Here is a 25,747-nt window from a genome sequence, read left to right as displayed (position 1 = left end):
CTGCAGACATATCCGGAGGCTCGTTATACAGGCAGCGCCATAAGCGAAGCTAACTATCGAGTGTGAAAATGCTTAATGTGTTGCTTTAGGCTAGCCGGGAACTCCCTGTCTAACACAATAGCCTCTTGTTCCATTCTTGACTGTGTATCCTGAAGTCTTTTCAGAATAGGAAATTGTGCTGACAATTTTCTGTGTGAACTCTTGTGCCAGGGTTTTCCGGTTTCCAGGTTAAAAAGATCAAAATATTCTTCCCACCAGACTGGAATAAACAGCTCAAGCTTCTTGTTCAGCTTTCTGGAAAGTTGTTTGGCGATCTCCAGCCCTTTCTGATCAAGGTCGCCGAAATGTGACCAGCTAAACTCATCCACTTTCTGCAACCAATTTGTAGCAATGCTCTGATTATTGCCGGGAACATAAACATAAAGAACCCCGGGAAGCAGGGGTAATGTATCCCAGGCGCCAGGATTTTCTATGGTCATTACGTGGAGAGTTTTGTAGGCCTCCAGAGTCATAAATTGGTCAACAGCTCTTTGGTTCAGAATTAACTCGCCCATCGTTTTCATGCAGCTTTCTGCAGATATCGTCCAGTGAGTAAAATGAAAAACCACAGGTTCTGATGTTCTTATCCTCAATGTGTCGCATGAAACGACGGACATGTTATCGGGATGAGATGTTACTGAGGATTTGGAGTTTCCAGTCCAGACTGCTTGTGCAACCCTGTGATGAACCTGCGGTGGAAGATTTCCCGTTAACCTGTTTTTCAAAAATGCTGCGCGTCGTACATCCCAGGAATCGATCGGAGAGTCCCAGTTCTGACCATAACTTTTTATCATATAGTAACGAAGAGATCGGTCACCACTTGGCGTTAGAACGAAGCTATACCGGGTGTCTTGACTGATAAAGTTATTCTCTATCAGCCATTGACCAAATTCAGGCATTTTACCGCGTATGCTTATCCTGCCATGCTCCAATAACTCGATAGCTATAGGAGCGGCTTCTTCTATCGGGTAGTGAGGCATTAAACACTTTCCAAAGCTACAGGCTTACTTCTGACCCCTGAAAAAATAACGTGCTCATAAGGTTCCATGAGACGTACCATGCGGTACGTTACGCCATTCTTTGGAAGAACGTTGTCCGGAGCGCCTACCAGCAATTGCAATGACTGATTGGCACAGAGTTCTTCCAGAGTCTGGAGTGCCCGGGCATCCAGTCGCGCCGCCTCATCAAGGAACAGCAGGCGATTGGCTGCATGGCCGTTTCCTTCACGGTTCTGGGATTCCCAGGAGTGCAGCACCATGGTGAGTACGGCCAAACCTGTGCCTATGGCTTCACCGGTAGACAGGTTGGTCGGATTGGCTGCTTCAAACTGGCTGCTACCCGCGCGTTGAATCAGAATGTTAAGTTTGATGTACTCGCGATAATCGAGCAGCTTCTCCCCGGTAATGGTGCCACCTGTTTCCCGTTTGAATATTGCCGCAAGGGCATCTTCAACTGTCATTTCAGGCTGTTTGAAAAGATCGCCATAGAACTGGCTTTGCAGGGCATCCAGTACCTTTTTGAAGCTCTCAATCTCCTGCACTTCGATTTTGATAGAGCGGATGGTGCCAAAGTGAACGCTGGACAACGCAGAGTTAAGTTGAAAAATCTGCTTCCGCTGTCTGTTAATACTGCGTTGAATGTTCTGGCCCATGTATTCTGATTCAGCAAGGAACTGCTCTTCTGCGTCCTTGAGTCGCTCTTCCAGTCGAACCAGATGTTCTTCAAGTTGTTCCAGTGCCTGTCTGGGGTCATCAGAGTTGGAAATGGTTTTATCCATTCGCTCTGCCAGTAGTTGCTGGGCATAAAGAACACATTCAAACAGGTCGGGCAAGTCGGAAGCACTGGCTTGGGACAAGCGTCTGAGCAGGGTATTTTCAGGTTCAGGCTTGAGAGCCTGTTCCAATCTCGCCCGGGCGGTTGAAATATTTTCTTTTAACGCTTCATTACTCTCATGGAGTAATTGCTGAGAGTGCAGCCGACTCATTAAACCGGACTGGCTGGCACGCTCCTCAATCGCTGCCCACTGTTGCTTTGCTGTCTCGCACCTTGGGGTAATAGATTGAATGTCTTTCTGCAGGGCTTCTAAATGATCCTGTAGTTTATTCAGCTCTGAGCGACGCTCCGTGACTGACTTGAACAGGGTATTGTGTTTTGGCTCAAGGTCTTTCAGTTGCCGGATGACCTCGTCCAAGCGCGCTTTCATCTGCTCTGTCAGTGTTTCATGCCAATCCAGTGGGATGCCTTTGATCTCGTTTTCTTTGAGCAGGAGCTGACCTTCGTTGTGTTGCAGTACGCTCTTATCGGCAGACATATTACTGTTAAGAGCCTGCAGCTGATCCTTAAGGAGTTCGAGTTCTCTCTGTTGGACCTGTTTTCTGGAGTCTTTTTCTTCCCATTCCCGTTTCAGGGATTCTCTCAATGAGCTGGTTTCGTTCTGACGATGGACTGAATTTTTAAAGCGCAGATTTGGCAGGGTCTGTTCTGTGCGCTGGAGCAGATCAATAGTCTTACCTGACTCGGCTATCTGGTTGCCGAGTTTATCAAGACTGGCCTTGAAGACTTCAATGTCTTCAGCCGGAGGGGTATCAAGGTATAAACGACTGCTTTCCAGTTGACTGATATTTTCAGAATGTATTTTGATCCATTCGGCGGCTTCGAGGCACTGAGTCTGCCGGGACTCCAGACTCTCCACTGTCATGGCAAGATCGACTTCATCAAGAACAGTGGCATTGGATTGTTGAGAGGCCAGAAAAGAGACAACATGGTTAAGCGTTTTTAACTCTGTATCTTTCTGAGTCCGGGTGGCCTGAGACGATGTGAGCTGGTTTTGACAGTCTTCAATGCTTACGGCCAGTGACTGGAGGTCAGGCTCCTCCTGGCCAATCCACTGCGATAAAGGTGCCATCCTGTCGAGCAGAGTAAACTGTTTTTCAAGTTTCCTGCGGTTGACGGCCAGCGTTTGTCTCTCATCGAGAATGTTTTCTTCCCGTTCAATGAGTCTTGCTCTCTCTTTCTCGCGGGCCAGTTTACCGAGAGTAGGAAATTCAGGTTCCTTGCTGAGACGGGAAATGTTCTTTGAAAGATTCACCAGTACACTGCCGTCTTCATCCTGATGTAACGGTGATTCAATGAAGAGGTCTTCAGAAAAGCTGGTGCTCGAATCACCCTCAAGCAACCAGACATCGTCAGGGCGATCAGTTTTCTGTCTGATCAGTGCCGCTGCCTTCTCAACATCCTTTACCAGTAGCGCATTGCGTAAGGGACCCATTTTGGCTTCCAGCCAGGCGGCTTCTGCCAGTGAAATCTCATCTTCATCAAAGAACTGGCTTACCAGCTGACCCTTTGTCAATTCCGCCAGTCTTTGCAGCTGGATCTGCTCTTTTGAATCGCTGATTTCAAGCCCTTTCAACCTGAGTCTCAGGGTGCTCAGTTCGGTCTCAAGCCCAAGGTCCTGACGATGGCAGATATTCTGCTGTTCGGTCAATGTATAGCGAAGAGTACTCAGCTCCTCCGGCTGTTCTAATTGAATATCGTCGTTTAGCTCAAACAGCTGTTGTTTGAGACTTTCATATTCCAGCCATTGGGTATGATCTTTTTGCTTTTGTAAACGCTGTTGTTCCAGCTGCTGCTGCTTCACTTTCAGGTCCTGAATGGCATCGGAAAGTGTGCTCAGTTGTTCACTGATCAGGGCTTTGTCCGTCTCTCCCTGCTTCAGGTGAGTCAGCCATTGTGCATGGTTTGTTATGGCATGGTTGAAGGGGGAGGGCAGTCTGGCGATGCCTTCTTTAAGTCGTTGTTGTTCTGCCAGTTTGCGTTGTGTTAATTCCAGCCTGTCCTTTATAACCTTTATTTGACGTGTATCATGCTCTTTTGAGCGCTTTACCTGAATCCACTTGTCTGATAACTGGCCGACATTGGCGGTAGACACTTCACTGTTTTCAAGGAGAGACAGGATCGGTAGACACTGATCAAAGTGATGTCTGATATTTTCCATCTGCTCCAGCAGGGGCCGTTTAACATGATACTCTGCTGAGAGTTCGCTGCGCTGCGCAATCGTCTGCTGAAGAATCTGACTGAGGTTTTTTTCACTCAGGGTCGCATCCGACAGATGGCTGCGACACTCTTCAAGGCTGGCTAAAGCCTGATTATAGAGTCCGGCTTTACGGGCTTCTTCAGAATAAGCATCTTCAGCGTCAGCCAGCTGTTTAACGAGTGATCGAACGTCCTCTTCTATTTGTTCCAGTTGCTGGTTTTGTTGCTGTTTTTGAGCTTCCAGTAATTCAAGTTGTTCGTTCTGTTGTTGCAGGCGTTCATGAATATTGTCATTTTCTTGTTTCAGCAGTCTGGACTCCGTGTGGATTCGGTCCAGTGTTTCGGCCTGTTCCTTTTGAGTACGGGCCATGGTTTCATGGGTCTGGAGCTGTTCCCTGGTACTTTCCAGTTGCTCTATTTCAAGCTCAATTGCGCTGATTTGCTGTCGTTGAGCTGTGATATCTGACTCAGTGCGCTCAGTCTGATTCTGGCAATCAATCAGCGACTGCTCAAGTTGGACCTGAAGTCTCTGTGCCAATGCTATGACGTTTTCGCCCAGTTTGTAGCTTGAATCCAGTAACTCTTTAATCAGCTCCCGTTTTTCACGGGTATGGTGAATACTGTCCCGTGTTTTGCGAGTTTCCTGCAAAGCATTCTGCATGGAACCGACCGACTTTTTAACATTTTCTTCCGATGTCAGCAGGTAGTCCCGGAGCCCTTTTTGCATTTCAGAAGAAAGGCCACCATACAGGCTGGTTTCCAACATTCGATAATAACGCTGGCGGTCTCTGATGTTTTCCATTCTGCGGGGAATGATCCGGCACTGAAATTGCCAGTCCATAAACTGGCCGAGAGATTTGAAACGTTTCAGTGTTCCGCCCTGAATGGCAATCTGATTTGAAAGGGCGTTTCCTTCCAGGGCATCGTAACGATTCTCACCCGCAGGACTCATCATCAGATCTTTTACTGAAATGTCTTGGTCTATGCCCGAAATGGCAAACATTTTCAGCTCGACTCTGGGCTTGCCAAGGCGCTTTAGCTGGACGCCGGCGATGACACGTTCACCGTTGTACAGGGTGTAATCCACCAGAGAATAACAGGTGCCTTTGTCAATGCGTCCCCAGATACCGTTGTCGCTGCGATCCTGACCGCTGTCGGAGTTGTTTCTTAATCTTACCAGACGATTGTCTGGTACCCGGTTAACCAGCAGTGCGCCCATAATGGTCGTTTTGCCGGCCCCATTATGACCAATCAGGTTGCTCATCCACTGGTGCAATGAGAGAGTTTTAAAGAATATCCCTCGAAAGTTGACCAGCGTCAGACTGTTAATCTGCGTACGTGTCTGACTCATGCTTCGACTTCCTTAATCTCTTCATTGCCTTCAACGGAACCTTTGTTTTCTGCTGCTGGTTCGTCGCTGTTTAGTGTTTCATCCGTTACTGATTCGTCTGCCACTTCTTCGTCTGCCTCCAGAGAAATAGAACCGGATTGCACCAGCTTTTCCAGACTTTCCCGGGTCATTTGGCTGCTTCTTACAGGTTCAATAAAGCGCATCAGGGGGGATTGGGTCTGAACTCTGTCAGCTTTTATGCCATCCATGCGGATCATGCCGAGCTTCGCCAGTTGCCGCAGTGACCTCTTGAGGGTTTCCATAGCTTTTTCACGATCCAGCTGGGTATCGATTTTCTTTCTGTCCAGCAATCGTGCCAGCCGCTTGTCGTCTACAAGCATCCGTAAACGTTCAAACAAAGAATCCGCGTGAATCCAGCCGCCGCCTTCGAGCTGTTCCGGGTCAAGGTGATACAAGGCCAAAAGCTGGCCCAGAACCATGCTGAGTTCGTCGAGCTTTTTAGAGCGAATCAGATTTTTGTTGCCCAGTTTTGGCTGCAGGTAATAATAGTCTTCCTGAGCACAAATCAGATCTATACCATAACGCTGGTAATGCCCGTCAAGCCAGGTTTTGCCTGCCTGTAACATGCTATAGAGATGGGTATGTCTGGCATCAATATGCTCACCCCGGCGCAGTCGGCTGTCCAGCTCGGGAAAGAGATCGTCGTTTATGACATCGGCCAGAGTCTGGTAGGGGCTGTTAGCATTCAAGCGAAGATTCTCTCTCTGATGTGATGGGTTTTGTTAGCTCTAATTGCAGGTGTTCGGCTTCGAGGTTGGGCATGATTTGGTGCCAGAAACTTTCAGGAATATCCTGAGCATTACGGAAATGGCCCAGTCTGGTCATGGCTTCGAACAGCCAGCCCGCAGATTGCAAAAAATCGGTCATGGGTAGGGTGTTGGCAAGTTCGCTTAAGGCTTCCTCATAGGAGGGAAGATAGCCTTTGTCAGAAACCCGTGTTTTTAGCCATTGAGCGATCGCTGTTTTACGGCTTTCAAGATCGTCCATGTCGGTCATGCTCTCTTCATCCATGATGACCCGGGACTGAGTGGTTTCAGGCTGGGGCGCATCAATTTCTCTCAGTCGAAGTAAAGGAGCGTCGCTGCAAAGATTGAGATACCAGGGGTTCTGATCATACTGTTGAATGGCGTCCAGCGTTCTTTCCATCAGGGCTTTGCGTTCATCCATGTTGATAAACTGGCGGATATATTGATGGGCGCGTTGATGGAAACTTTCCCAGTGCGCCAGTCTTTCTCCGCTCCAGTGCTCAATGCGATCAAGGTGTTGCTCGAGTCTGAACACCGAGTGGGCTGCAAGATGTCTATTCGCTGTTTCGCAGGCCTGGGAAATGGCTTCCAGAAGTTGTCTCAGGTCATGACAGGAGGCCAGCAACAGTTGTTGAAGATCCTGTAATCGGTCCTGGGTATCATTCAGAAGGTGTTCACACTGTGTCATGGCATTTTGCCAGTCTTGCTTCAGCAAGGCGACGACGTCAGACCGTGTTTCTATGGCTTCCTGGTCCAGTTGTCTCTGTCTATGATCAATCGCGGTGACGAGTTGCTGTACAGTGACATCCAACGGTGCTTCGATTTGAAGACGCCAGTACTGATCGTTACCATCATTGATAGCAGCATCCCTGATCTCCCGCAGGTGGCTGGCGACTGTCATAAACAGTGTGCTCAATGCGGTATGGGAGGCGTCAAAGCCTGTGCAGATGGATTCAACGATTTGTTCTGAAACGGGAGGAAGCAGGTAAGCGTGCTGTTTTTCACCGATACCCTCCAGACAGATCAGCAGGTTTTGATCCATCATGCGACGAATAGTTTCATTGCAGCGTCGTTCAGATGTGACGGAATCACTGTCTATACGGTGTTTATCAACCTGTTCATAGACGATATGAAGCTCCGCTTCGCTGAACTCTGGCTGAGATTCCTGATCTCTCCAGTATCTCAGGGTAGCAAGAAATGCAAGCTCTGCGGGTTGCAGGTTAAGTTTTTGACCGCTGGTTAAAATGTTGCTGATCAGTGAAGGAATATCACGAGATGCCGTCAATCCGCACTCCCTGGCTGCTGAATGTGAAAATAAATGTTATGCCACGCTGAATCTGTGATTGAGATGGCATTGATAGAGTCAAGGCACGATTATGGAAAACCAAACGAGTCTCGTAAAGTAGAATTGATAAGCGGTAAGTAATGCAGTGAATAATACTGTGCAAACAGAGGTAGTTAGTCAGGAAAACGGGCACTGAAATACGGGCAACTGACAATAGGGAATGCTGAACAATTTGACTAAGTAACTGGTTAGGTACTTAAAGTAAGCCCCGGGTTTTACGGCGCTTTGTCACGACAGGTTATCTGGTTGGTAGCAGAGCTTTTTAAGAGGGTGGCCCGGCTTTTCAGGGCTGCCCTTGCTCTCTGTCAGTAACCTGTTCTTTTCTGCGAGTTTGTTTTCTTTTCTGCGTTTGTTAAGCTCTTTCCTAAGGTAAAACAGATCTGGGTGTTATGAAAACGCATAGTCAACGTTTGCTTCCTGGCGATGATCTCTATTTCGAACTCCTGACCCTTGCCAAGGAATGGCCTGCAGCCTTTCTGTTATCCTGCGTGGGAAGTCTGAAAGTGTTGTCGCTCAGATTGGCCGGAGCAGAGCAGGAGAAGATACTTCAGGGCCCCTTCGAAATTCTTTCTCTTTCTGGCACCTGTTGTCCATCAGGGCTCCATTTGCATATCTGTGTGGCGGACAAGGAAGGGCGTGTTTTTGGTGGTCACTTAAAACCGGGGTCGATTATTGAAACCACAGCAGAAATAGTTGTGGGTATTCTTGACGATACCTGTTTCACCCGGGAAGCAGACGATGAAACAGGTTATCTGGAGCTGGTGGTCAAAAAGGCTTCGCAGGCCAGTTCCTGATCAATTTTCGTCTGATGTTGGCCTGCTCTTCACTCGATAAATCACCAATGTGCTTACTGGCATAATCGCTGTAGATGGTAACAAGTCGACGTGTATTTAATGGGTTGGGAATGATCATATACTGACGGCCAAACCTGTCTTTATTGGCTGCCACGGATGCTTTCAGGTCCGGGTCAAAGCCATTTTCTTCAAGGCCAAAGTCAGAGAGTGTGTCACCAATATAAAGTGCGATCTGATGTTTTTTTCTATCAACCTGTCCGCTGGTGATCGCATGTCGCTGAGAAGTTTTTGTGCAGTTCTTCAGCTCGACCTCAGTGCAGTGTTCACCTTTTAATAAAACGTGGGTTTCGTCTGCATCGGGGTAGCCAAGCTCCCTTAATTTCCTGACCGTAAGCGTTTCTATGTCTTTCTTGTTGCCCTGCCGACCAGACGACACTGGTGTTTCGGAGACATAAAAGATATCAAATCCTTTTTCCTTTGCGCCAGCAAGAAACTCGGGAGCTCCGGGGGTTGGCTTTGCATTTTTTTGTTGTTCAAGGTGCCAGTTAAACAGATTCTGTTCTGATCCTGGTGCAGGTAGGTTCAGGTCAGGATTTTGGGGGGTGTATTGTAATATGGTACCGTTGATGTTCACGACAATAGCAGGGTTCTCCATGGTTTTCTGATTCATTTTTGCCAATATTCTTGTGGATTGATTGTAAGCCTGATGCGTCAGGGCATGATAATCCGCTGATGAGTTCATCCACAGCATTGCATTAATGTTGTGCACTGCAAATGTTGGGTCCTGTATCTGCGCGAAGTGAGAATAGTTCAGCGCATTCAATTTGGCATCGTGCTTCTCATCAGGAGACAGCTGGTTGAAGTTCACCTTCACCACAGCATGCTCCCAGCTTCCATAGACAAGGTTGGGAAAGAAGATCCAATCTTTGCCGAATCTGCTTCGGTTTTGCTGAACCCACTGTTGTCTCCTGTTGAAGTGATGGCCTTCCACTTCTGCCAGATCATCCAGCTGGTCACCCAGAAGCATCAGGACGTGATAGCCCTTGTCTCTGATTTTCTGACGTTGGTTCTCTTTACTTAATGTTCTATTGTCTGTTTGCTGAAAGAGTAGATAATCAGCTCCTTTGATCGGGAATCCCAAGCGTTTTAGTTTGGCCAGGGAAAGTTCCTTGGCTTCATTAAAACGAGCGCTGACATAGAAGATGTCTATCCCCTGGTTATCAACCTCATTCAGAAAGTCTAAGGCACCGGGCAAGGCTTCCATCTTCTGATCTTTCCACCAGGCTAAAGTAGCATCGACGTTTCTTGCACCGTCGGTCCCCACCATACTTGAGAAATAGGTGGTGCCCTCGATCAAAGTGTCATCAATATCAGTCACTATCGCTGCACGCTTGCCTTTCGGTAGTTGATTCAGTGCGTTGCTGAGGTTGTCTCTGGCCATGTTAAAAGACTGGTACACCAGTGCTTCATATTCCGGTGAGTGTTGTTGCCAGTTGGACGCAACGACTTTTTCTTCATTCAATTCTCTCTGGGAATAATCATCAGGACGTGCTGACAATGCAGATGTGTATGCTGCCATTATGAGCAGGATTGAAGTTTGAGCTATGGCCATGTATTCCTCTGTCTGATCGATTTATCGGCGGGCTTCGAGGATAAAATCTAGTCGAGGTTTCAGGGAAGGCGTGTTTTTTTGTAACGGGTTGTTTGCCGACAAGGTAAATAATGACCCACCGTTTAAGTGGGTCACACGGCGATGTCAGAGTGTTGCAATGTTCTCTGGATCACCCGGAAGCTGGGCATGAAAGGCTTTGCCGCTGACTGAGTGACTGTCGTCTCCCATCAGATACAGATAGACTGGCATAATATCTTCAGGCGTCGGACGACTCATCGGGTCCTCTCCGGGGTAAGCAGAAGCTCTCATGGCTGTGCGGGTGCCTCCGGGATTAATCGTGTTGACTCTTACCTGACTGAGGCCGTCCTCTTCGTCGGCCATGACCTGCATAAGCCCTTCGGTAGCAAATTTCGAAATGCTATAGGCTCCCCAGTGAGCGCGCCCTTTATGGCCAACGCTGGATGAAGTGAAGGCAATAGAACCCGATTCAGCCTTGCGGAGCAGGGGGATTAGTTCTCTGGAGAGCAGAAAGGGGGCGGTCACATTAACGTGCATGACCTCATTCCATTTGTCCAGATCGAACTGTGCAATGGTCTTGAGTTCGCCCAACAGACCTGCATTGTGCAGAAGCCCGTCCAGTCTGCCAAATTCTTTGTCCAGAGTTTCCGCCAGGTTGGCATAGTCCTGTTCAGAGGCTCCGGCGAGGTTCATGGGGTAAATAGCTGCCTGGGGCCAGCCATTTTTTTCAATCTCGTCATAGACCTGTTCAAGCTTGCTGATGGTTCTGCCCAGCAGAATGACGGTTGCGCCGTGGCGTGCAAAGGTCAGGGCTGCCGTACGGCCAATACCACTGCCAGCACCGGTGACCAGGATAATTTTGTCCCGGAGGAGGTTGTCGGGTGCGGTATATTCAAACATGCGTTGCTCTCCGTGGCAGCTGCCACTTATACTTTTCCAGCAGCGGAAGAATCTCTTCTGCGGACGAAACCTTGTAATCAGCGTGCCACTGATCCGGTGTATCTATGGGGCTGATAAAACCATAGAGTGCCGCAATAGTCACCATTCCTGCATTTCTGCCAGCCTCGATATCACGTAAATGATCACCTATATAAATGCACTTTGCCGGGTTGGCGTCTGTTTGCTGGCAAGCTACCAGCAAAGCTTCCGGGTTGGGCTTGGTCTGTTTGACATGGTCTGGACAGATCAATGTTTTTGAACGCTGGCTCAAGCCAGCCTGATCCAATAAGATTTTTGCATAAGCTGAAGGTTTATTGGTGACGACTCCCCAGGGAATGGCTTTGTCATCCAGAGTATCCAGCAGCATTGGCATTCCGTCGTACAGTTTTGCAGCCTTTTCCCTGCGATCATTGTTGATATATTCATTGTATTCTTCAAGAAGCCTGGTTCTCAGGCTTTCGAGCTTCGGATCAGGTGGCTCTATACCATAGGCAAGTTGAACAAGCTTTCTTGAGCCTTCCGAAACATGGCTTCGAATCAGTTCACTATCAATCGCTGGCATATTGTCGTCTGCCAGCATTTTGTTAACGGTGAAAATAAAGTCTTCCGAGGTGTCCAGCAATGTGCCGTCCAGATCAAAAAAAATACCTTCAATGGCGTTCGTTTGGCTCATCGGGATTCTCATTGGAGCTCTGGTTTGCTGCCGTAGATCAGGTAATTAACGTCAGTGTCTGACTTCTTGAGGGAATAAACGCCAGTAAACGGGTTGAAAACCATGCCTGTCATGTCGTGTACTTCCAGATCGGTCTGGCGCATCCAGCTACAGAGTTCATGGGGTTTAATGAATTTACTGTGCTCATGTGTACCCCTGGGTAGCATTTTTAGAACATACTCGGCTCCGACAATGGCAAATAGCCAGGATTTGGTGTTGCGGTTTATCGTAGCAAAGAAGATCTTTCCGCCGGGTTTGAGCAGCTTTTCACAGGCGCGAATAACGGATGCAGGTTCGGGAACGTGTTCCAGCATTTCAAGGCAGGTGACAACATCAAAGGTGCCGGGCATCTCTTCTGCCAGCTCTTCCACCGGAATTTTACGATAATTGACTTCGACTTCACTTTCCATGCTGTGCAGGCGAGCTACAGAAAGTGGCGCGTCGCCCATGTCGATGCCAGTCACCTCTGCGCCGCGAAGTGCCATGGATTCGCTGAGAATGCCGCCACCACAGCCAACGTCCAGTACTTTTTTTCCGGCCAGACCCACTCGCTCGTCGATGTAGTTGAGGCGCAGCGGATTGATTTCGTGCAGTGGCTTGAATTCACCCTCCATGTCCCACCAACGGCTGGCCAACTCTTCAAATTTAGCAATTTCGGCTGGATCGACGTTTTGCACTGGGCGTGGTTCGTCCTGGTTTGCAGTCATAGTGTCCAGATTCTCATGCGGTTGTGTTGAATGTGCGCCGGGAAGCGGGTCTCTCTGAAAACCGCTTTATGCGAAGAATAACGCAAAAAACCAATTTCGAGAGTCGGTTGATTTCCGAAAGTAACAGCGCAGTTTGTATTCTTGTCTGCATTATACAGACAGAGTTATCAGAGTTAAGTATTCCTGTTATCCGGATACAAAAGAGTTACTATGTCGTACTTCTGTGTCATTTTTTATTCACAAATATTGTTGTCAACGCATAGACTTGCTCGCAGTAGGGCTGGCAGCTGTGGTATTATTTCCTACTTAATATGAAAAAAGTAGCCATGCCCTTTTTATCGTTAAATTCATTTCAACGCTCCTTTCTATTCTGACAGGAACTGAATGATTGCTTCCACATGGCTGCGTGTTGATTGAATTGTTCGGGTTTCCGGCCTTCCGGGTTGAGAAAGGGTGCTGACTGGTATCCGTTGGGCGCAAGCTAAAGGACGACTGGGTTTACATGACTGATATCGCCAAAGAGATTCTTCCGGTAAACATCGAAGACGAACTCAAGCAGTCCTATCTGGACTATGCCATGAGTGTCATCGTCGGGCGGGCACTGCCCGATGTACGTGACGGACTCAAGCCGGTCCATCGGCGAGTTCTCTTCGCAATGAACGAGCTGGGCAATGATTGGAATAAGCCCTACAAAAAATCAGCTCGTGTGGTGGGTGATGTGATCGGTAAATATCATCCCCACGGTGACTCTGCAGTATATGACACCATTGTTCGTATGGCGCAGCCATTCTCTCTGCGATATATGCTGGTAGACGGGCAGGGTAACTTCGGTTCCGTGGATGGTGACTCTGCAGCGGCCATGCGTTATACCGAGATCCGGATGCAGAAGATCAGTCATGACATCATGGCTGACCTGGATAAGGAAACGGTCGATTACGTGCCTAACTATGATGGCACGGAACAGATCCCTGCTGTTATGCCTACCCGCATTCCCAATCTCCTGGTGAATGGCGCTGCCGGTATTGCCGTTGGTATGGCAACCAATATACCTCCTCATAATCTGACTGAAGTGGTCAAAGGTTGTCTGGCGCTTATTGATGATGAGAGTCTGTCTGTTGATGACCTGATGGAATACATTCCGGGTCCGGATTTCCCGACGGCTGGCATTATTAATGGTCGTGCGGGCATTTTGCAGGCCTATCGAACCGGGCGTGGTCGCATCTATATTCGTGCCCGAGCGGATATTGAGCACGATGAGAAGAGAAACAAAAGTACCATCATTGTTACCGAGCTTCCTTATCAGCTGAATAAGGCCCGGCTGATTGAAAAGATCGCCGAGCTGGTTAAAGACAAGAAAATTGAGGGCATTTCCGAGCTGCGCGACGAGTCTGATAAAGACGGTATGCGGGTCGTGATTGAGCTGCGTCGTGGCGAGGTGGCTGACGTAGTACTCAACAACCTCTATGCCCAAACCCAGCTTGAAAGCGTATTTGGTATCAACAATGTTGCGCTGGTGGATGGTCAGCCAAAACTCCTGAATCTCAAGGAGATGCTGGAAGCCTTCATTCGCCACCGTCGTGAAGTGGTGACCCGCAGAACCGTTTATGAGCTGCGAAAAGCGCGTGAGCGGGGTCATTTGCTGGAAGGTCTGGCCGTAGCGCTTTCCAATATTGATCCGGTAATTGCCTTGATCAAGGACTCTCCAACGCCTGCAGAAGCTAAAGAGAAACTGGTGGCTCAAGGGTGGCAGCCCGGTCACGTGCTGGAAATGGCAGAGCGTGCCGGAGCCGATGCCTGTCGACCTGAAGAATTACCTGCAGAGTTTGGCATGAGAGAGGATGGTCTCTACTATTTGTCCCCGGCTCAGGCTCAGGCAATTATGGAAATGCGTCTGCACAGACTGACTGGCCTGGAGCATGAAAAACTGCTCAGTGAATACCGCGAGCTGCTGGAAAAAATTGCCGAGTTACTACTCATTCTTTCCAGCTCTGAGCGTTTGATGGAAGTCATCCGCGAAGAGATGGAAAAAGTGGTTGAAGAGTATGGCGATGAGCGTCGCACTGAAATCACCAGTTCACGCCGGGATCTGACCGTTGAAGATCTGATTTCTGAAGAAGACATGGTCGTCACCCTGTCTCATGGTGGTTATGCAAAAACCACATCGCTCGACACCTACCAGGCACAGCGCCGTGGTGGTCGGGGTAAGTCTGCCGCTTCGGTAAAAGACGAAGATTATGTTGAACATATGTTGGTGGCCAATACCCATACCCAGATTCTTTGTTTCTCCAGCAGGGGTAAGGTCTATTGGTTGAAGGTCTATCAGATTCCGGAAGCTGGCCGTACTTCACGTGGCCGCCCAATTGTGAATATCCTGCCTCTGGAAGAGGATGAGCGGATTACGGCGATGCTGCCTGTAGAAGAGTATACCGAAGGTCACTTTGTCTTTATGGCAACGGCTGCGGGAACGGTTAAGAAGACGCCTCTGGAGCAGTTTTCCCGTCCAAGAACCAGTGGTCTGATTGCCTTGGGTCTTGATGAAGGCGATACTCTTGTGGGTGCTGAAATTACTACCGGTGAGAAACAGGTTATGCTGCTTTCCAACGCCGGAAAAGCGATCCGCTTCGAAGAGACTGACGTGCGCGCCATGGGCAGAACTGCCAGAGGTGTGCGTGGTGTCAAGTTACAGGATGCACAAAGAGTTATCTCTCTGATTATCCCCGAAAACGACACCCAGATTCTGACCGTCAGTCAGAATGGTTTCGGTAAACGTACGGCGGTAGAAGATTTCAGAATCACCGGGCGTGGTGGTCAAGGGGTTATTTCCATGCAATGTACCGATCGGAACGGTGAGCTGGTTGGTGCTATTCAGGTGCAGGATGGAGAAGAGATCATGTTGATCTCTGATCAGGGGACCCTGGTGAGAACCCGTGTCGATGAAATATCTGTCATGAGTCGTAATACCCAGGGTGTTACCTTGATCAAGGTTCAGGAAGGCGAGAAGCTGGTCGGTGTTGCCAGAGTTGAGGAGCCCGAAGAGCCTGAAAATGTGGCTGAGGGCGTTGAAACCTCAGAAGCTGGGGAAGAAATGCCTCAGATCGTGCCTGATGAAGGGAAGGAAGGCTGATTCTGTATGCCATAACTTAACGCCAGCATCATGCTGGCGTTTTACTTGCCGGGATGTAATTTATCCCTGAGATGCAAGAGCAATTTCAAGGGCGGCAGTTACGCATTTCTGAATCGACGAGTCTGGCTGTACGGGAGGATGGTATGAACAATCTATTGGCAAAAACACTGGCTGACCCGAAAGGGCAAACCTATAACTTTTCGGCGGGTCCGGCGCCTTTGCCAAAGTCGGTGCTTGAGCGTGCTCGTGATGAGCTGCTGGACTACAACCGTGAAGGGGCTTCCATTATGGAAGTCAGTCACAGAGGGAAATCCTTTCTCAAAGTCGCAGAGCAGGCGGAGCAAAATCTGCGTGAGCTTTTGAAGATTCCTGAAAACTACAAGGTTCTGTTTTTACAGGGGGGTGCCCGTGGGCAGTTTGCTGCCGTCCCGCTGAATCTGAGAGGTGAGAAAAATAGCGCCGACTATGTCAATAGTGGGCACTGGGCTCAATCAGCTATCAAGGAAGCCCAGCGTTATTTGAATGTCAATGTTATTGCTGACGGTAAGGGAGCTTCATTCCATACCATGCCGGAAGAAAGTGAATGGCGCTTCAGTTCAGATGCGGCTTATGTCCATTACACGCCAAACGAAACTATTGGTGGTCTTGAATTTCCGTTTATACCGGATTCAGGGGATGTCCCGCTGGTAGCAGATATGTCATCCAATATCCTGTCCGGGCCTGTTGATGTCGGCCGTTTTGGGGTTATCTATGCCGGTGCCCAGAAAAATATTGGTCCGGCAGGATTAACAGTGGTCATCGTGCGTGACGATCTCCTGGGTCGAGGACATTCCAGTTGTCCTGCTGTTTTTGATTATCGAGTGCAGGCGGACAAGGATTCCATGTACAACACCCCGCCAACCTTTGCCTGGTATCTGGCCGGTCTGGTGTTTGAGTGGCTGAAGGAGCAGGGGGGGCTGGAGGTGATCGACCAGGTCAATGCCCGCAAATCCGGCAAGCTTTACCAGGTGATTGATGAGTCCGGTTTTTATCACAACAAGGTGGACCCTCGATGGCGTTCAAGAATGAATGTACCCTTTACGCTGACTGACCCTGAGTTGGACAAAGTCTTTTTGGCAGAGTCTGAAAAGAATGGCTTTCTTTACCTTAAGGGTCACAAGGCAGTAGGCGGTATGCGGGCCAGTATTTATAATGCAGTACCGGAAGAGCATGTCGATGCGTTGATTGCTTTTATGCGTGAATTCGAAAGAAAATTTGGATAACAAATTCTTGATCCGTTGCAATCTCAATCACAAAGCTCGCAGGATTGCCAGCCGCTGATTGCACGGCTCTGGTCATTACAGTTAAACGCAGAGAACATTATGACAGATGACAAGTTGAAGGGGTTGCGGACAAAAATTGACAAACTTGACCAGGATATTCTGAAGCTGATCAGTGAGCGTGCGCGCTGCGCTCAGGAAGTGGCCAGGGTCAAGCAGACTGAAGATGCTGCGGCAGTATTTTATCGCCCGGAGCGTGAAGCCCAGGTTTTGCGTCGGGTGATGGAACGGAACAATGGTCCACTGGACGATGAAGAAATGGCTCGATTGTTCAGGGAGATTATGTCAGCCTGTCTGGCCCTTGAGGAGCCCGTCCGAGTGGCATTTCTTGGTCCGGAAGGCACCTTTACCCAACAGGCGGCCTTGAAGCACTTTGGCCATTCAGCGATTTCTGTCCCTATGGCAGCAATTGATGAGGTATTCAGGGAGGTGACGGCTGGAGCTGTAAGCTACGGTGTTGTGCCTGTTGAGAATTCAACGGAAGGCGTGGTCAGTCATACTCTGGACAGCTTCATGGATTCATCTCTGAAAATCTGTGGTGAAGTTGTATTGAGAATTCATCAGCACCTGCTGGTTTCTGAAAACACTCGTCGTGACAATATTACCCGTATTTACTCCCACGCCCAGTCACTGGCACAGTGTCGTAAATGGCTGGATGCTCATTGGCCAATGGCCGAAAGAGTAGCGGTCAGCTCCAATGCGGAGGCGGCCAAGCGTATCAGGGGTGAATGGAACTCTGCGGCCATTGCTGGTGATATGGCTGCTGACATTTATGGTCTGGAAAAAATCTCTGAGAAAATCGAGGATCAACCCGACAATTCCACTCGCTTCCTGATTATTGGTCATCAGGATGTGCCCGTCAGCGGTGAAGACAAAACCTCAATTGTCGTCAGCATGAGAAACCAGTCCGGTGCTCTGCATTCGATTCTTGAAGCGTTCGATGTTCATGATGTGGATCTCACCCGAGTGGAAACCCGTCCATCCCGTACCGGCATCTGGAACTATGTCTTTTTCATTGATTTTGAAGGTCATCAAGACGATCCGGTTATCCAGAAAGTGTTGGGAAAGTTGGCTGACAGAGTGAATGACCTCCGTGTTCTGGGCTCTTATCCGAAGGGTGTTCTTTAACAAAACAGCCATGCGCGATTGAAGCAATTTTTCGTCCCTGCCTCTGGAGGCTGTCTAAAAGCCCTGGTTTCAGTGTGGGGACGAGTAGATGGTGAATATACAGGTGAAACATGGGTTGTGATTTTACAAAGCTTGCCGTACCGGGAATACGTGCCCTGAATCCTTATCTTCCCGGAAAGCCTGTGGAAGAGCTGGCGCGCGAACAAGGTCTGGATGCCAGCAGTATTGTTAAGCTGGCCAGCAATGAGAATCCTCTTGGGGCGGCTCAGTCTTCCCGTGAAGCCATTGCCGCAATGATGGCCGAGCTGGCCCGATACCCGGACAGCAGTCTTTACAATCTGCGTGATACTCTCTGCAGAAAGCTGGCGGTTGATCCTGATCAGATAACCTTTGGTAACGGTTCCAATGATGTTCTGGTTCTGTTGGCACAGTGCTACCTGAAAGAAGGATTCTCAGCCGTGTTCTCTGAATACGCCTTTGCGGTTTATCCCATTGCAGTTCAGGCGAGCGGGGCTGAAAGCATTGTGGTTCCGGCTAAAAACTGGGGGCATGATCTGGAAGCGATGGCCAAAGCGGTTCGTTCTGATACCCGTATCGTATTCCTGGCTAATCCTAATAACCCGACAGGTACCCGTTTTTCAGAAACAGAGTTGCGTGCCTTTCTGGGTAAACTAGCTGAAGGGGTTATTGTTGTTCTGGATGAAGCTTACTTTGAGTATGTCATGGAGAGTGATTACCCGGATGGTATTGCGCTGCTGAAAGAATACCCCAATCTTGTAGTGGTCAGAACATTCTCAAAAGCCTACGGTCTGGCGGGTGGTCGAATCGGTTATTCTGTTTCAAATGCTGAAATAGCCTCTATTATCAACCGATTACGACAGCCTTTTAATGTTAATAATCTTGTTGAGGCGGCAGCGGTTGCTGTTCTTAATGACGAAGAATACCTGAACCGTTCCAGACAGGTTAACCAGGATGGAATGGCTCAGATTGAAGCGGGTCTGAAGTCCATGAATATTGATTACATTCCATCCAATGGCAACTTCATTACTTTTGATGCTGGCATGGAAGGTGTGGAGTGTTATCAGCGCTTACTCAAACAGGGCGTCATTGTCAGACCTCTTGGCAATTATGGAATGCCGGGGCACCTCCGGGTTTCCGTTGGTCTGGAAGAAGAGAACCGTCGTTTTCTGGAAGCACTGTCCGCTCTTAAACAGCCTTGAGTGATAACAGCCCTGAGCGAAATACAGCCCTGAGCCAAACACAGCCCTGTACGATAATTATTAGTCTGAAGAGGCTGTCGCCATTTTCATTCGACAGACATTTGAAAGTGGTTTTTGAAAAAGGTTGAACGTGTAGTGATAGAGCAAAACAAGACCGGTACCCCACTGAATATTCTGGTGGTCGGGCTGGGCCTTATTGGAGGATCATTTGCAGCTTCCCTCAGAGAGTGCAGTGAAAACTTTCATCTGATGGGTTTTGATCTCAAGGGCGAAAACATCCAAGCAGCCCTTTCCCTGGGAATCGTGGCAGAAGGTTGTACAGATTTTGAATCCGCCGTCAGCAAGGCTGATGTTATCCTGCTATCAGTTCCCATGCTGGCTATGCCAAAATTACTCCGGCAACTTAAGGGTCTCGATCTCACTGACAAAGTGATGACGGATGTGGGTAGTTGCAAAGGCATACTGGTCCAGGCTGCCCGGGAAATATTTGACTGTGTACCTGAGAATCTGGTGCCGGGTCATCCCATCGCCGGTTCCGAAAAAAGCGGAGTCACTGCTGCCAGGGCCGGACTGTTCAAGAATCATAAGGTGATCCTGACACCGCTGGAGAACACTGATACTGCCGCTTTATCCCTCGTCAGGCATCTCTGGCAATGCTGTGGTGCCCAGGTCAACGCTATGGATTTTCGGCGTCACGATGAAGTGCTGGCAATGACGAGCCATTTGCCTCATCTCCTGGCGTTTTCACTGGTGGATACGCTGGCGGGCAATCCTGAAAATCAGGATATCTTTCGTTACGCCGCCGGAGGGTTTAGAGACTTTACCCGCATTGCTGGCAGTGATCCGATTATGTGGCACGATATTGCCCTGGGTAATAGCGAGGCTATTATTTCCTCGCTGGATCAGTTTTCTGAGGGCTTGACTCATCTTCGTCAAGCCATCGTTGAGAAAGACAGCAAAGGGATACTGGCGAGTTTTGAGCGAGCCCAGTCTGCACGGCAGCACTTTGCCAGTATTCTGGAAAAAAGAGCCCGTATGAATACCCTTGATGAGAATCAGGGTGAATCCCTAAGCTGAGATTCGTATTCCGGATTGTGCCAGTGTGGTCACATCCTTAGCTAACTTCGTCAACCTGGCTTTCGATGCGGGTCTGGCGCTCTCAACAGAAGGTATTCAAGCGTGAGAGATATTGATATGTCTGCAGCGACAGAAGTAATTCTTAATTACTTCATGGATTAGAGAGTCAGTCAATGAAAACTTCTTCATATATAAGCGTGCCGGTCGTAACTATTGATGGTCCCAGCGGTTCCGGGAAAGGAACGGTTGCGGCTCTGCTGGCGAAAGAGTTTGACTGGCATCTGCTCGACAGTGGTGCTTTGTATCGACTGACGGCGCTGGCGGCCATGAATCACGGGGTGGATTTTTCCGATGAAAATTCACTGGAAGTTTTAGCAGGTCACCTGGATGTGCAATTTGAACCGGGTGCTGATGGTGAAGGTCTGAAAATCGTTCTTGAGGGTGAGCGCGTTGGCGCTAATCTGAGGACCGAAGAGGTGGGAGCCAAAGCTTCTCAGGTGGCGGCTTTGCCGGGTGTCAGGAAGGCTCTTTTGAGGCGTCAGCAGGACTTTGCAGAAGCTCCGGGTCTGGTTGCCGATGGAAGGGATATGGGAACTGTGGTATTCCCCCATGCTAACGTCAAAGTTTACCTTACAGCCAGTCCGGAAGAGCGGGCGAAACGCCGTCAAAATCAGTTGCAACAGAAAGGTATTGATGCTAGCTTTGACCAGCTTTTAGCTGACATTCTTGCCAGGGACGAACGTGACATGAATCGCGATGTCGCCCCGCTGAAACCCGCCGATGATGCTATTGTTCTGGACAGCACCAGATTGAGTATTCAGGAAGTCTTCAGTCGTGTAGTGAATGTCATGCGACAGAATGGCCTGATCTGATTAACGTTAATCATTTCGGAACCTGCTGGTTGTTGAGGAGCTCGACAGCCTGTTTATATCGAGGTGGTCTGACCGACTTCCGGAAAGACCGGCGTGAATAGCCGTGTGGTGCAGATTGCCAGTTACAACCATACGGTGTTTTTTGAAAAACAACCCACACTGACTGGCGGTGTGGCCAGCATGCGATCGGTAGTCACTGCCTTTCTGAGGTGGTGTTGATTGAAGTGCTGATTGATAGGAATGACCATGAGCGAAAGCTTTGCTGAACTGTTTGAAGAAAGCCTGAAAGATATCGAAATGAAGCCGGGCGCTATTGTTAGCGGTCAGGTTGTCGATATCGACAGCGACTGGGTTACTGTCCACGCAGGCCTGAAGTCTGAAGGTGTTATCCCAAAAGCTCAGTTCCTGAACGAACAGGGTGAACTGACCATCGCTGTCGGCGACGAAGTTCAGGTTGCTCTTGACGCGGTTGAAGATGGTTTCGGTGAAACCCGTCTTTCCCGTGAAAAAGCCAAGCGTATGGAAGCTTGGGGCGAACTCGAAAAAGCCTTCGAAGCTGAAGAGATCGTTAAAGGTGTTATTTCCGGTAAGGTCAAGGGTGGCTTTACTGTTGACGTTAACACTATTCGAGCCTTCCTGCCTGGATCTCTGGTTGACGTGCGTCCGGTTCGTGACACAGCTCACCTGGAAGGCAAAGAGCTGGAATTCAAGGTTATCAAGCTGGACCAGAAACGTAACAATGTAGTCGTTTCCCGTCGCAGCGTTCTGGAAGCTGAAAACAGCGCTGAGCGCGAGCAGCTGCTGGAATCTCTGCAGGAAGGTCTGGAAGTTAAAGGTATCGTCAAGAACCTGACCGACTACGGTGCATTCGTTGATCTGGGCGGTGTTGACGGTCTGCTGCATATCACTGATATGGCCTGGAAGCGCATCAAGCATCCAAGCGAGATTGTGAACGTAGGTGACGAAATCAACGTCAAGGTTCTGAAGTTTGACCGCGACCGTAACCGCGTATCCCTGGGTCTGAAGCAGCTGGGTGAAGATCCTTGGGTGGCTATCACCAAACGCTTCCCTGAAGGTACCCGTGTTTCCGGTCGAATCACTAACCTGACCGACTACGGCTGCTTTGTTGAGCTGGAAGAAGGTGTTGAGGGTCTGGTTCACGTTTCTGAAATGGACTGGACTAACAAGAACATCCACCCATCCAAGGTGGTTGCTCTGGGTGATGAAGTTGAAGTTCAGGTTCTGGACATCGACGAAGAGCGTCGTCGTATCTCTCTGGGTATCAAGCAGTGCAAGCAGAACCCATGGGAAGAGTTCTCCGGTTCCTTCAACAAGGGCGACAAACTGGCTGGTAAGATCAAGTCTATCACTGACTTCGGTATCTTCATTGGTCTGGATGGCGGCATCGACGGTCTGGTTCACCTGTCTGATATCTCCTGGAATGAAACTGGCGAAGAAGCTGTTCGCAAGTACCGTAAAGGTGACGAAGTTGAAGCTGTTATCCTGGCGATCGACGCTGAACGTGAGCGCATCTCTCTGGGTATCAAGCAACTGTCCGAAGATCCATTCAACTCTTTCGCTGGCCTGAATGAAAAAGGTTCCATCGTTAAGGGTGTGATCAAGGAAGTGACAGCCAAGGCAGCTACCGTAGAACTGGCTGAAGACGTTCTGGCTACTCTGAAAGCTTCTGAAATCAGTGTTGATCGCGTTGAAGACGCTACCAACGTCCTGAAAGAAGGCGAAGAAGTAGAAGCCCGCATCATCAGTATCGATCGTAAGAACCGCAATATCTCCCTGTCCATCAAGGCGAAGGATCAGGCTGAAGAGAAAGCGGCCATGAAAGAACTGCGTGCGAAGCAGGAAGACGAGACTTCCGGCCCTACCACCATCGGTGACCTGATCAAGGCTCAGATGGAAAACAAGTAATACTTGTTGGAGAAAGCTTCTGATGAAGCTTTCTTTTACCATAAAAAAAACCGCAGCCCGAGCTGCGGTTTTTTTTATGGTAATCAATAGGTTGCTTGATTTATTGAATCGGGTTGGCTAGGGTAGGAATTATCTGTAATCCCTGTCAGGTTCGGGACTGCCTGAATTATCGGGTGTCCGGCTAATGAGATGCTTGGCCGCTCCAGGCTACGACTGTTTAATGTCTTGTTTATCTCCTGATCAGGGTGCAGCGTCTGTAACGATACTGATACTTCAGTGTCACCCAAGGGTGCAGGGATAGGAAGAACGACAATGACCCGATCAGAATTGATAGAACGACTGACCGATCTGCAAGATCAGTTGTCGGTGAAGGATGTAGAGCTGGCCATCAAATCTATTCTTGAGCAGATGTCACATTCTCTTTCCTGTGGAACAAGGGTAGAAATCAGAGGGTTTGGCAGTTTTTCCCTGCACTACAGGGCTCCCAGGGTGGGGCGAAATCCCAAGACCGGTGACTCTGTTGTTCTGAATGGAAAATACGTTCCTCATTTCAAGCCGGGCAAAGATATGCGGGATCGTGTAAACAGTAGCCTTAAGAATCTGAAATCTTGATTTTTCCACTGTTGTTAAGCTCTGTTCAATTGTGACTCGGAATCGGATCGTAAATAAGTCATCACTGGAGTTTGATCGAATATGGTCTCTCATTTGAGTATCTGGCTGAAGCGGCTGGTAATACTGTTGGGCAGTCTCCTCCTGCTGATTATTCTCGTCAATTTTATTGTCGCTAACCCACAATTGGTGAGATTCGACCTGGCTGGTTTTTTATTGCCAGAAGTGAAGGTGTCTTCTGTCGTCGTTATCTCCTTTATAATGGGCGGGCTGTTCGGGCTGCTGGTCTCACTGGTGGCTATGACCCGGCTGAGGTTGGCCAATGCCAGTTTTAAGCGTAAGCTGGGCCGACGTGATGCAGAAATACAAAAACTCAGAGCGAATGCCTTGCAAGGATTAACCTGATGCCCGATGTTGCACTGCTGGCGCTGATTATGGTGGCAATGCTGGCAGGATATCTTCTCGGACGTGCTGAAAAAAAGAAAAAAAAAGACCACTTCCCCGGGCGACCCCTCTCTAAAGAGTATTTTGTGGGGTTGAACTATCTGTTAAATGAGCAGACGGATGAGGCCATTGAGACCTTTATCAGAGCGCTGGATATTAATAATGATACTGTCGATACCTATCTTGCCCTGGGTAGCCTGTTTTGTCGTAAAGGAGAGGTGGATAAATCGATTCGGGTGCATCAGGATCTTTTGGCACGACCCAGTCTGACCCCCCTTCAATCCATTCGTGTTCGGCTGGAGTTGGCCAAGGACTACATGACCGCAGGATTATTTGATCGCGCCGAAGCCATGCTGGTCGATCTTTCCAGTCAAAATCATGAATATAGAGTGGATGCGCTTGAACAACTTCTGAAAATCTACGAGAGAGAGAAAGAGTGGCAGCAGGCTGTTGAGATTGCAGAATCCCTCCGTAAATTGTCGGGTGAGTACTATGCCTCCAGGCTGGCTCATTTGTACTGTGAGTTAGCCGAAGAAAAACTGCTTCACAATGATCGATCGGGGGCCAGAAAGTTCATCAGAACAGCATTTTCCAGGGATAAGAACTGTGTCAGGGCCAGTTTGATACTGGGCCAGATAGAAATGGAGGAAGGCCGCGACAGAGAAGCCGTAAAGGCTCTCCAGAAGGTGTCCATTCAGGATAATCGTTACGTGCCACTGACTCTGGAAATGCTTGAAACTGTCTGTCACCGAAGTCATCAGCAGCGTGCTCTGGGCAGCTATCTGGCACGGTGTCTCAATGAGAAGTCGGGCACAGCTATTATATTGGCCATGACGGCTCAGTTAATGAACAGTCGTGATGAAGTGTCTGCCATGGAATTTTTAACCATTCAGTTGCGACGGCAACCTTCTCTCAGGGGGTTGAATGCCTTGATCAATATTCAGTTAAATCATTCCTCTGACCCCTCTCTGACCAGTATCAAACTGTTGAAAGAGGTCACAGACCAGATGTTGCTTGAAAAGCCTGTTTACCAGTGCTTCAGCTGTGGCTTTTCCGGCAAAGAGATGCATTGGCATTGTCCGGGTTGTGATGGCTGGGGAACTCTGGCACCCATTCAGGGCGTAGAAGGGGAGTAATATCCCCATTTGTTTGTTTTACTCAGTGTTCTTGTCTAGACCTGTTTATAGAGCCTTCTTAGTATATCTTCCAAATTTCAGGATGCAGCGTGGGAGGCAGACAGGAAGTTAAGGATGTCTCCGATGAGAAAAAGAATAATCAGTTTTACCGCAGTGACCCTGCTGGCTCTTTCTGCCCCTGTTTTTGCCGACAAAGCCCCATCCCGATTGAAAGTAAAAATGAATATTGCCACTCTTCAGGAACTGGATGAAGCCAGGGTTCAAGTGCGCTATACACTGGCAGAGAAGATTGTCGGAGACAGAGAAAATAATGGCCCCCTGAGCTGAAAGTTAAATTGATTTTCAAGATGCCGCAGTATGACCATTTAATATTTTCGTACTCATTTAGCAGATATTTCTTTTTGATATTTTGAAAAAAATCTATATGAATTAAAAATTAATATTTCTGAAACTACGATATCAATGAGTTCGATTGTTAATTGAAATAATTCTCATTTAGGTCTAATATTCCGCTTGCTTTTCAATCTGTTGTTGTCT

General features: G+C 48.7%; 20 protein-coding genes. 12 read left to right on the top strand and 8 right to left on the bottom strand.

Annotated features, from left to right (window positions below; genetic code table 11):
* Positions 1–53: 53 nt before the first annotated feature.
* From ACOMHB_RS14750 to ACOMHB_RS14735, 4 genes are read right to left on the bottom strand one after another with little or no spacing between them, the layout of a single operon-like run.
* A complete protein-coding gene (locus ACOMHB_RS14750; protein WP_448217187.1) occupies positions 54–1,019 on the bottom strand; it encodes a Wadjet anti-phage system protein JetD domain-containing protein in 966 nt (321 codons plus the stop codon).
* Positions 1,019–5,422, bottom strand: coding sequence for a chromosome partition protein MukB (gene mukB, locus ACOMHB_RS14745; RefSeq protein ID WP_448217186.1), 4,404 nt, complete (start codon positions 5,420–5,422; stop codon positions 1,019–1,021). Before mukB ends, ACOMHB_RS14750 begins: the two co-directional genes overlap by 1 nt.
* Entirely contained in the window at positions 5,419–6,171 is a 753-nt protein-coding gene (locus tag ACOMHB_RS14740; RefSeq protein WP_448217185.1) for a chromosome partition protein MukE, read from the bottom strand. Before ACOMHB_RS14740 ends, mukB begins: the two co-directional genes overlap by 4 nt.
* Entirely contained in the window at positions 6,161–7,513 is a 1,353-nt protein-coding gene (locus tag ACOMHB_RS14735; RefSeq protein ID WP_448217184.1) for a hypothetical protein, read from the bottom strand. The genes ACOMHB_RS14740 and ACOMHB_RS14735 overlap by 11 nt, the downstream gene beginning before the upstream one ends.
* A 449-nt stretch (positions 7,514–7,962) precedes the next feature.
* Here ACOMHB_RS14735 and ACOMHB_RS14730 point away from each other — a divergent pair, with 449 nt between their 5' ends.
* Positions 7,963–8,367, top strand: a complete 405-nt coding sequence (locus ACOMHB_RS14730) for a PPC domain-containing DNA-binding protein (RefSeq protein WP_422138072.1) — start codon at positions 7,963–7,965, stop codon at positions 8,365–8,367.
* Here ACOMHB_RS14730 and ACOMHB_RS14725 read toward each other — a convergent pair.
* The 4 genes from ACOMHB_RS14725 to ubiG all read right to left on the bottom strand — a co-directional run bounded on the left by ACOMHB_RS14725 (position 8,339) and on the right by ubiG (position 12,355).
* Positions 8,339–9,979, bottom strand: coding sequence for an HAD family acid phosphatase (locus ACOMHB_RS14725; protein ID WP_448217183.1), 1,641 nt, complete (start codon positions 9,977–9,979; stop codon positions 8,339–8,341). The two genes, ACOMHB_RS14730 and ACOMHB_RS14725, sit on opposite strands and share 29 nt — an antisense overlap.
* 144 nt (positions 9,980–10,123) lie before the next feature.
* Complete coding sequence (locus ACOMHB_RS14720) at positions 10,124–10,897, bottom strand: YciK family oxidoreductase (protein WP_422138070.1); 774 nt, start codon at positions 10,895–10,897, stop codon at positions 10,124–10,126.
* Positions 10,890–11,609: an HAD family hydrolase gene (locus ACOMHB_RS14715; RefSeq protein ID WP_448217182.1), complete on the bottom strand. Its 720-nt coding sequence runs from the start codon at positions 11,607–11,609 to the stop codon at positions 10,890–10,892. The genes ACOMHB_RS14720 and ACOMHB_RS14715 overlap by 8 nt, the downstream gene beginning before the upstream one ends.
* Positions 11,610–11,617: 8 nt before the next feature.
* Entirely contained in the window at positions 11,618–12,355 is a 738-nt protein-coding gene (gene ubiG, locus ACOMHB_RS14710) for a bifunctional 2-polyprenyl-6-hydroxyphenol methylase/3-demethylubiquinol 3-O-methyltransferase UbiG (protein ID WP_448217181.1), read from the bottom strand.
* Between the two features lie 502 nt (positions 12,356–12,857).
* Here ubiG and gyrA point away from each other — a divergent pair.
* The 11 genes from gyrA (at position 12,858) to ACOMHB_RS14655 (ending at position 25,537) form a co-directional block, all read left to right on the top strand.
* Positions 12,858–15,479 carry a DNA gyrase subunit A gene (gyrA, locus tag ACOMHB_RS14705; protein ID WP_448217180.1) on the top strand — a complete coding sequence of 874 codons (2,622 nt, stop codon included), beginning with the start codon at positions 12,858–12,860 and terminating at the stop codon, positions 15,477–15,479.
* 143 nt (positions 15,480–15,622) lie between these two features.
* On the top strand, positions 15,623–16,741 hold the full coding sequence (gene serC, locus ACOMHB_RS14700; protein ID WP_448217179.1) for a 3-phosphoserine/phosphohydroxythreonine transaminase: 1,119 nt from the start codon (positions 15,623–15,625) through the stop codon (positions 16,739–16,741).
* Between the two features lie 99 nt (positions 16,742–16,840).
* A complete protein-coding gene (gene pheA / locus ACOMHB_RS14695; protein ID WP_422133903.1) occupies positions 16,841–17,926 on the top strand; it encodes a prephenate dehydratase in 1,086 nt (361 codons plus the stop codon).
* Between the two features lie 110 nt (positions 17,927–18,036).
* A complete protein-coding gene (gene hisC, locus ACOMHB_RS14690; protein WP_448217178.1) occupies positions 18,037–19,146 on the top strand; it encodes a histidinol-phosphate transaminase in 1,110 nt (369 codons plus the stop codon).
* 114 nt (positions 19,147–19,260) lie between these two features.
* Positions 19,261–20,223, top strand: a complete 963-nt coding sequence (locus tag ACOMHB_RS14685) for a prephenate dehydrogenase/arogenate dehydrogenase family protein (protein WP_448217177.1) — start codon at positions 19,261–19,263, stop codon at positions 20,221–20,223.
* Between the two features lie 173 nt (positions 20,224–20,396).
* On the top strand, positions 20,397–21,095 hold the full coding sequence (gene cmk / locus ACOMHB_RS14680) for a (d)CMP kinase (RefSeq protein WP_448217176.1): 699 nt from the start codon (positions 20,397–20,399) through the stop codon (positions 21,093–21,095).
* 246 nt (positions 21,096–21,341) lie between these two features.
* Complete coding sequence (gene rpsA / locus ACOMHB_RS14675; protein WP_317146341.1) at positions 21,342–23,021, top strand: 30S ribosomal protein S1; 1,680 nt, start codon at positions 21,342–21,344, stop codon at positions 23,019–23,021.
* A 312-nt stretch (positions 23,022–23,333) separates the two neighbouring features.
* Positions 23,334–23,633, top strand: a complete 300-nt coding sequence (gene ihfB, locus ACOMHB_RS14670) for an integration host factor subunit beta (protein WP_422133899.1) — start codon at positions 23,334–23,336, stop codon at positions 23,631–23,633.
* A gap of 81 nt (positions 23,634–23,714) precedes the next feature.
* On the top strand, positions 23,715–24,035 hold the full coding sequence (locus ACOMHB_RS14665; RefSeq protein ID WP_422133898.1) for a lipopolysaccharide assembly protein LapA domain-containing protein: 321 nt from the start codon (positions 23,715–23,717) through the stop codon (positions 24,033–24,035).
* Entirely contained in the window at positions 24,035–25,210 is a 1,176-nt protein-coding gene (lapB, locus tag ACOMHB_RS14660) for a lipopolysaccharide assembly protein LapB (RefSeq protein WP_448217175.1), read from the top strand. Before ACOMHB_RS14665 ends, lapB begins: the two co-directional genes overlap by 1 nt.
* 123 nt (positions 25,211–25,333) lie before the next feature.
* On the top strand, positions 25,334–25,537 hold the full coding sequence (locus ACOMHB_RS14655) for a hypothetical protein (protein ID WP_448217174.1): 204 nt from the start codon (positions 25,334–25,336) through the stop codon (positions 25,535–25,537).
* Positions 25,538–25,747 lie beyond the last annotated feature (210 nt).

The organism is Endozoicomonas sp. 2B-B (genome assembly GCF_053470045.1).
Note: the sequence above shows the minus strand (reverse complement) of the source record. Positions and strands in the feature narration are given on the sequence as shown.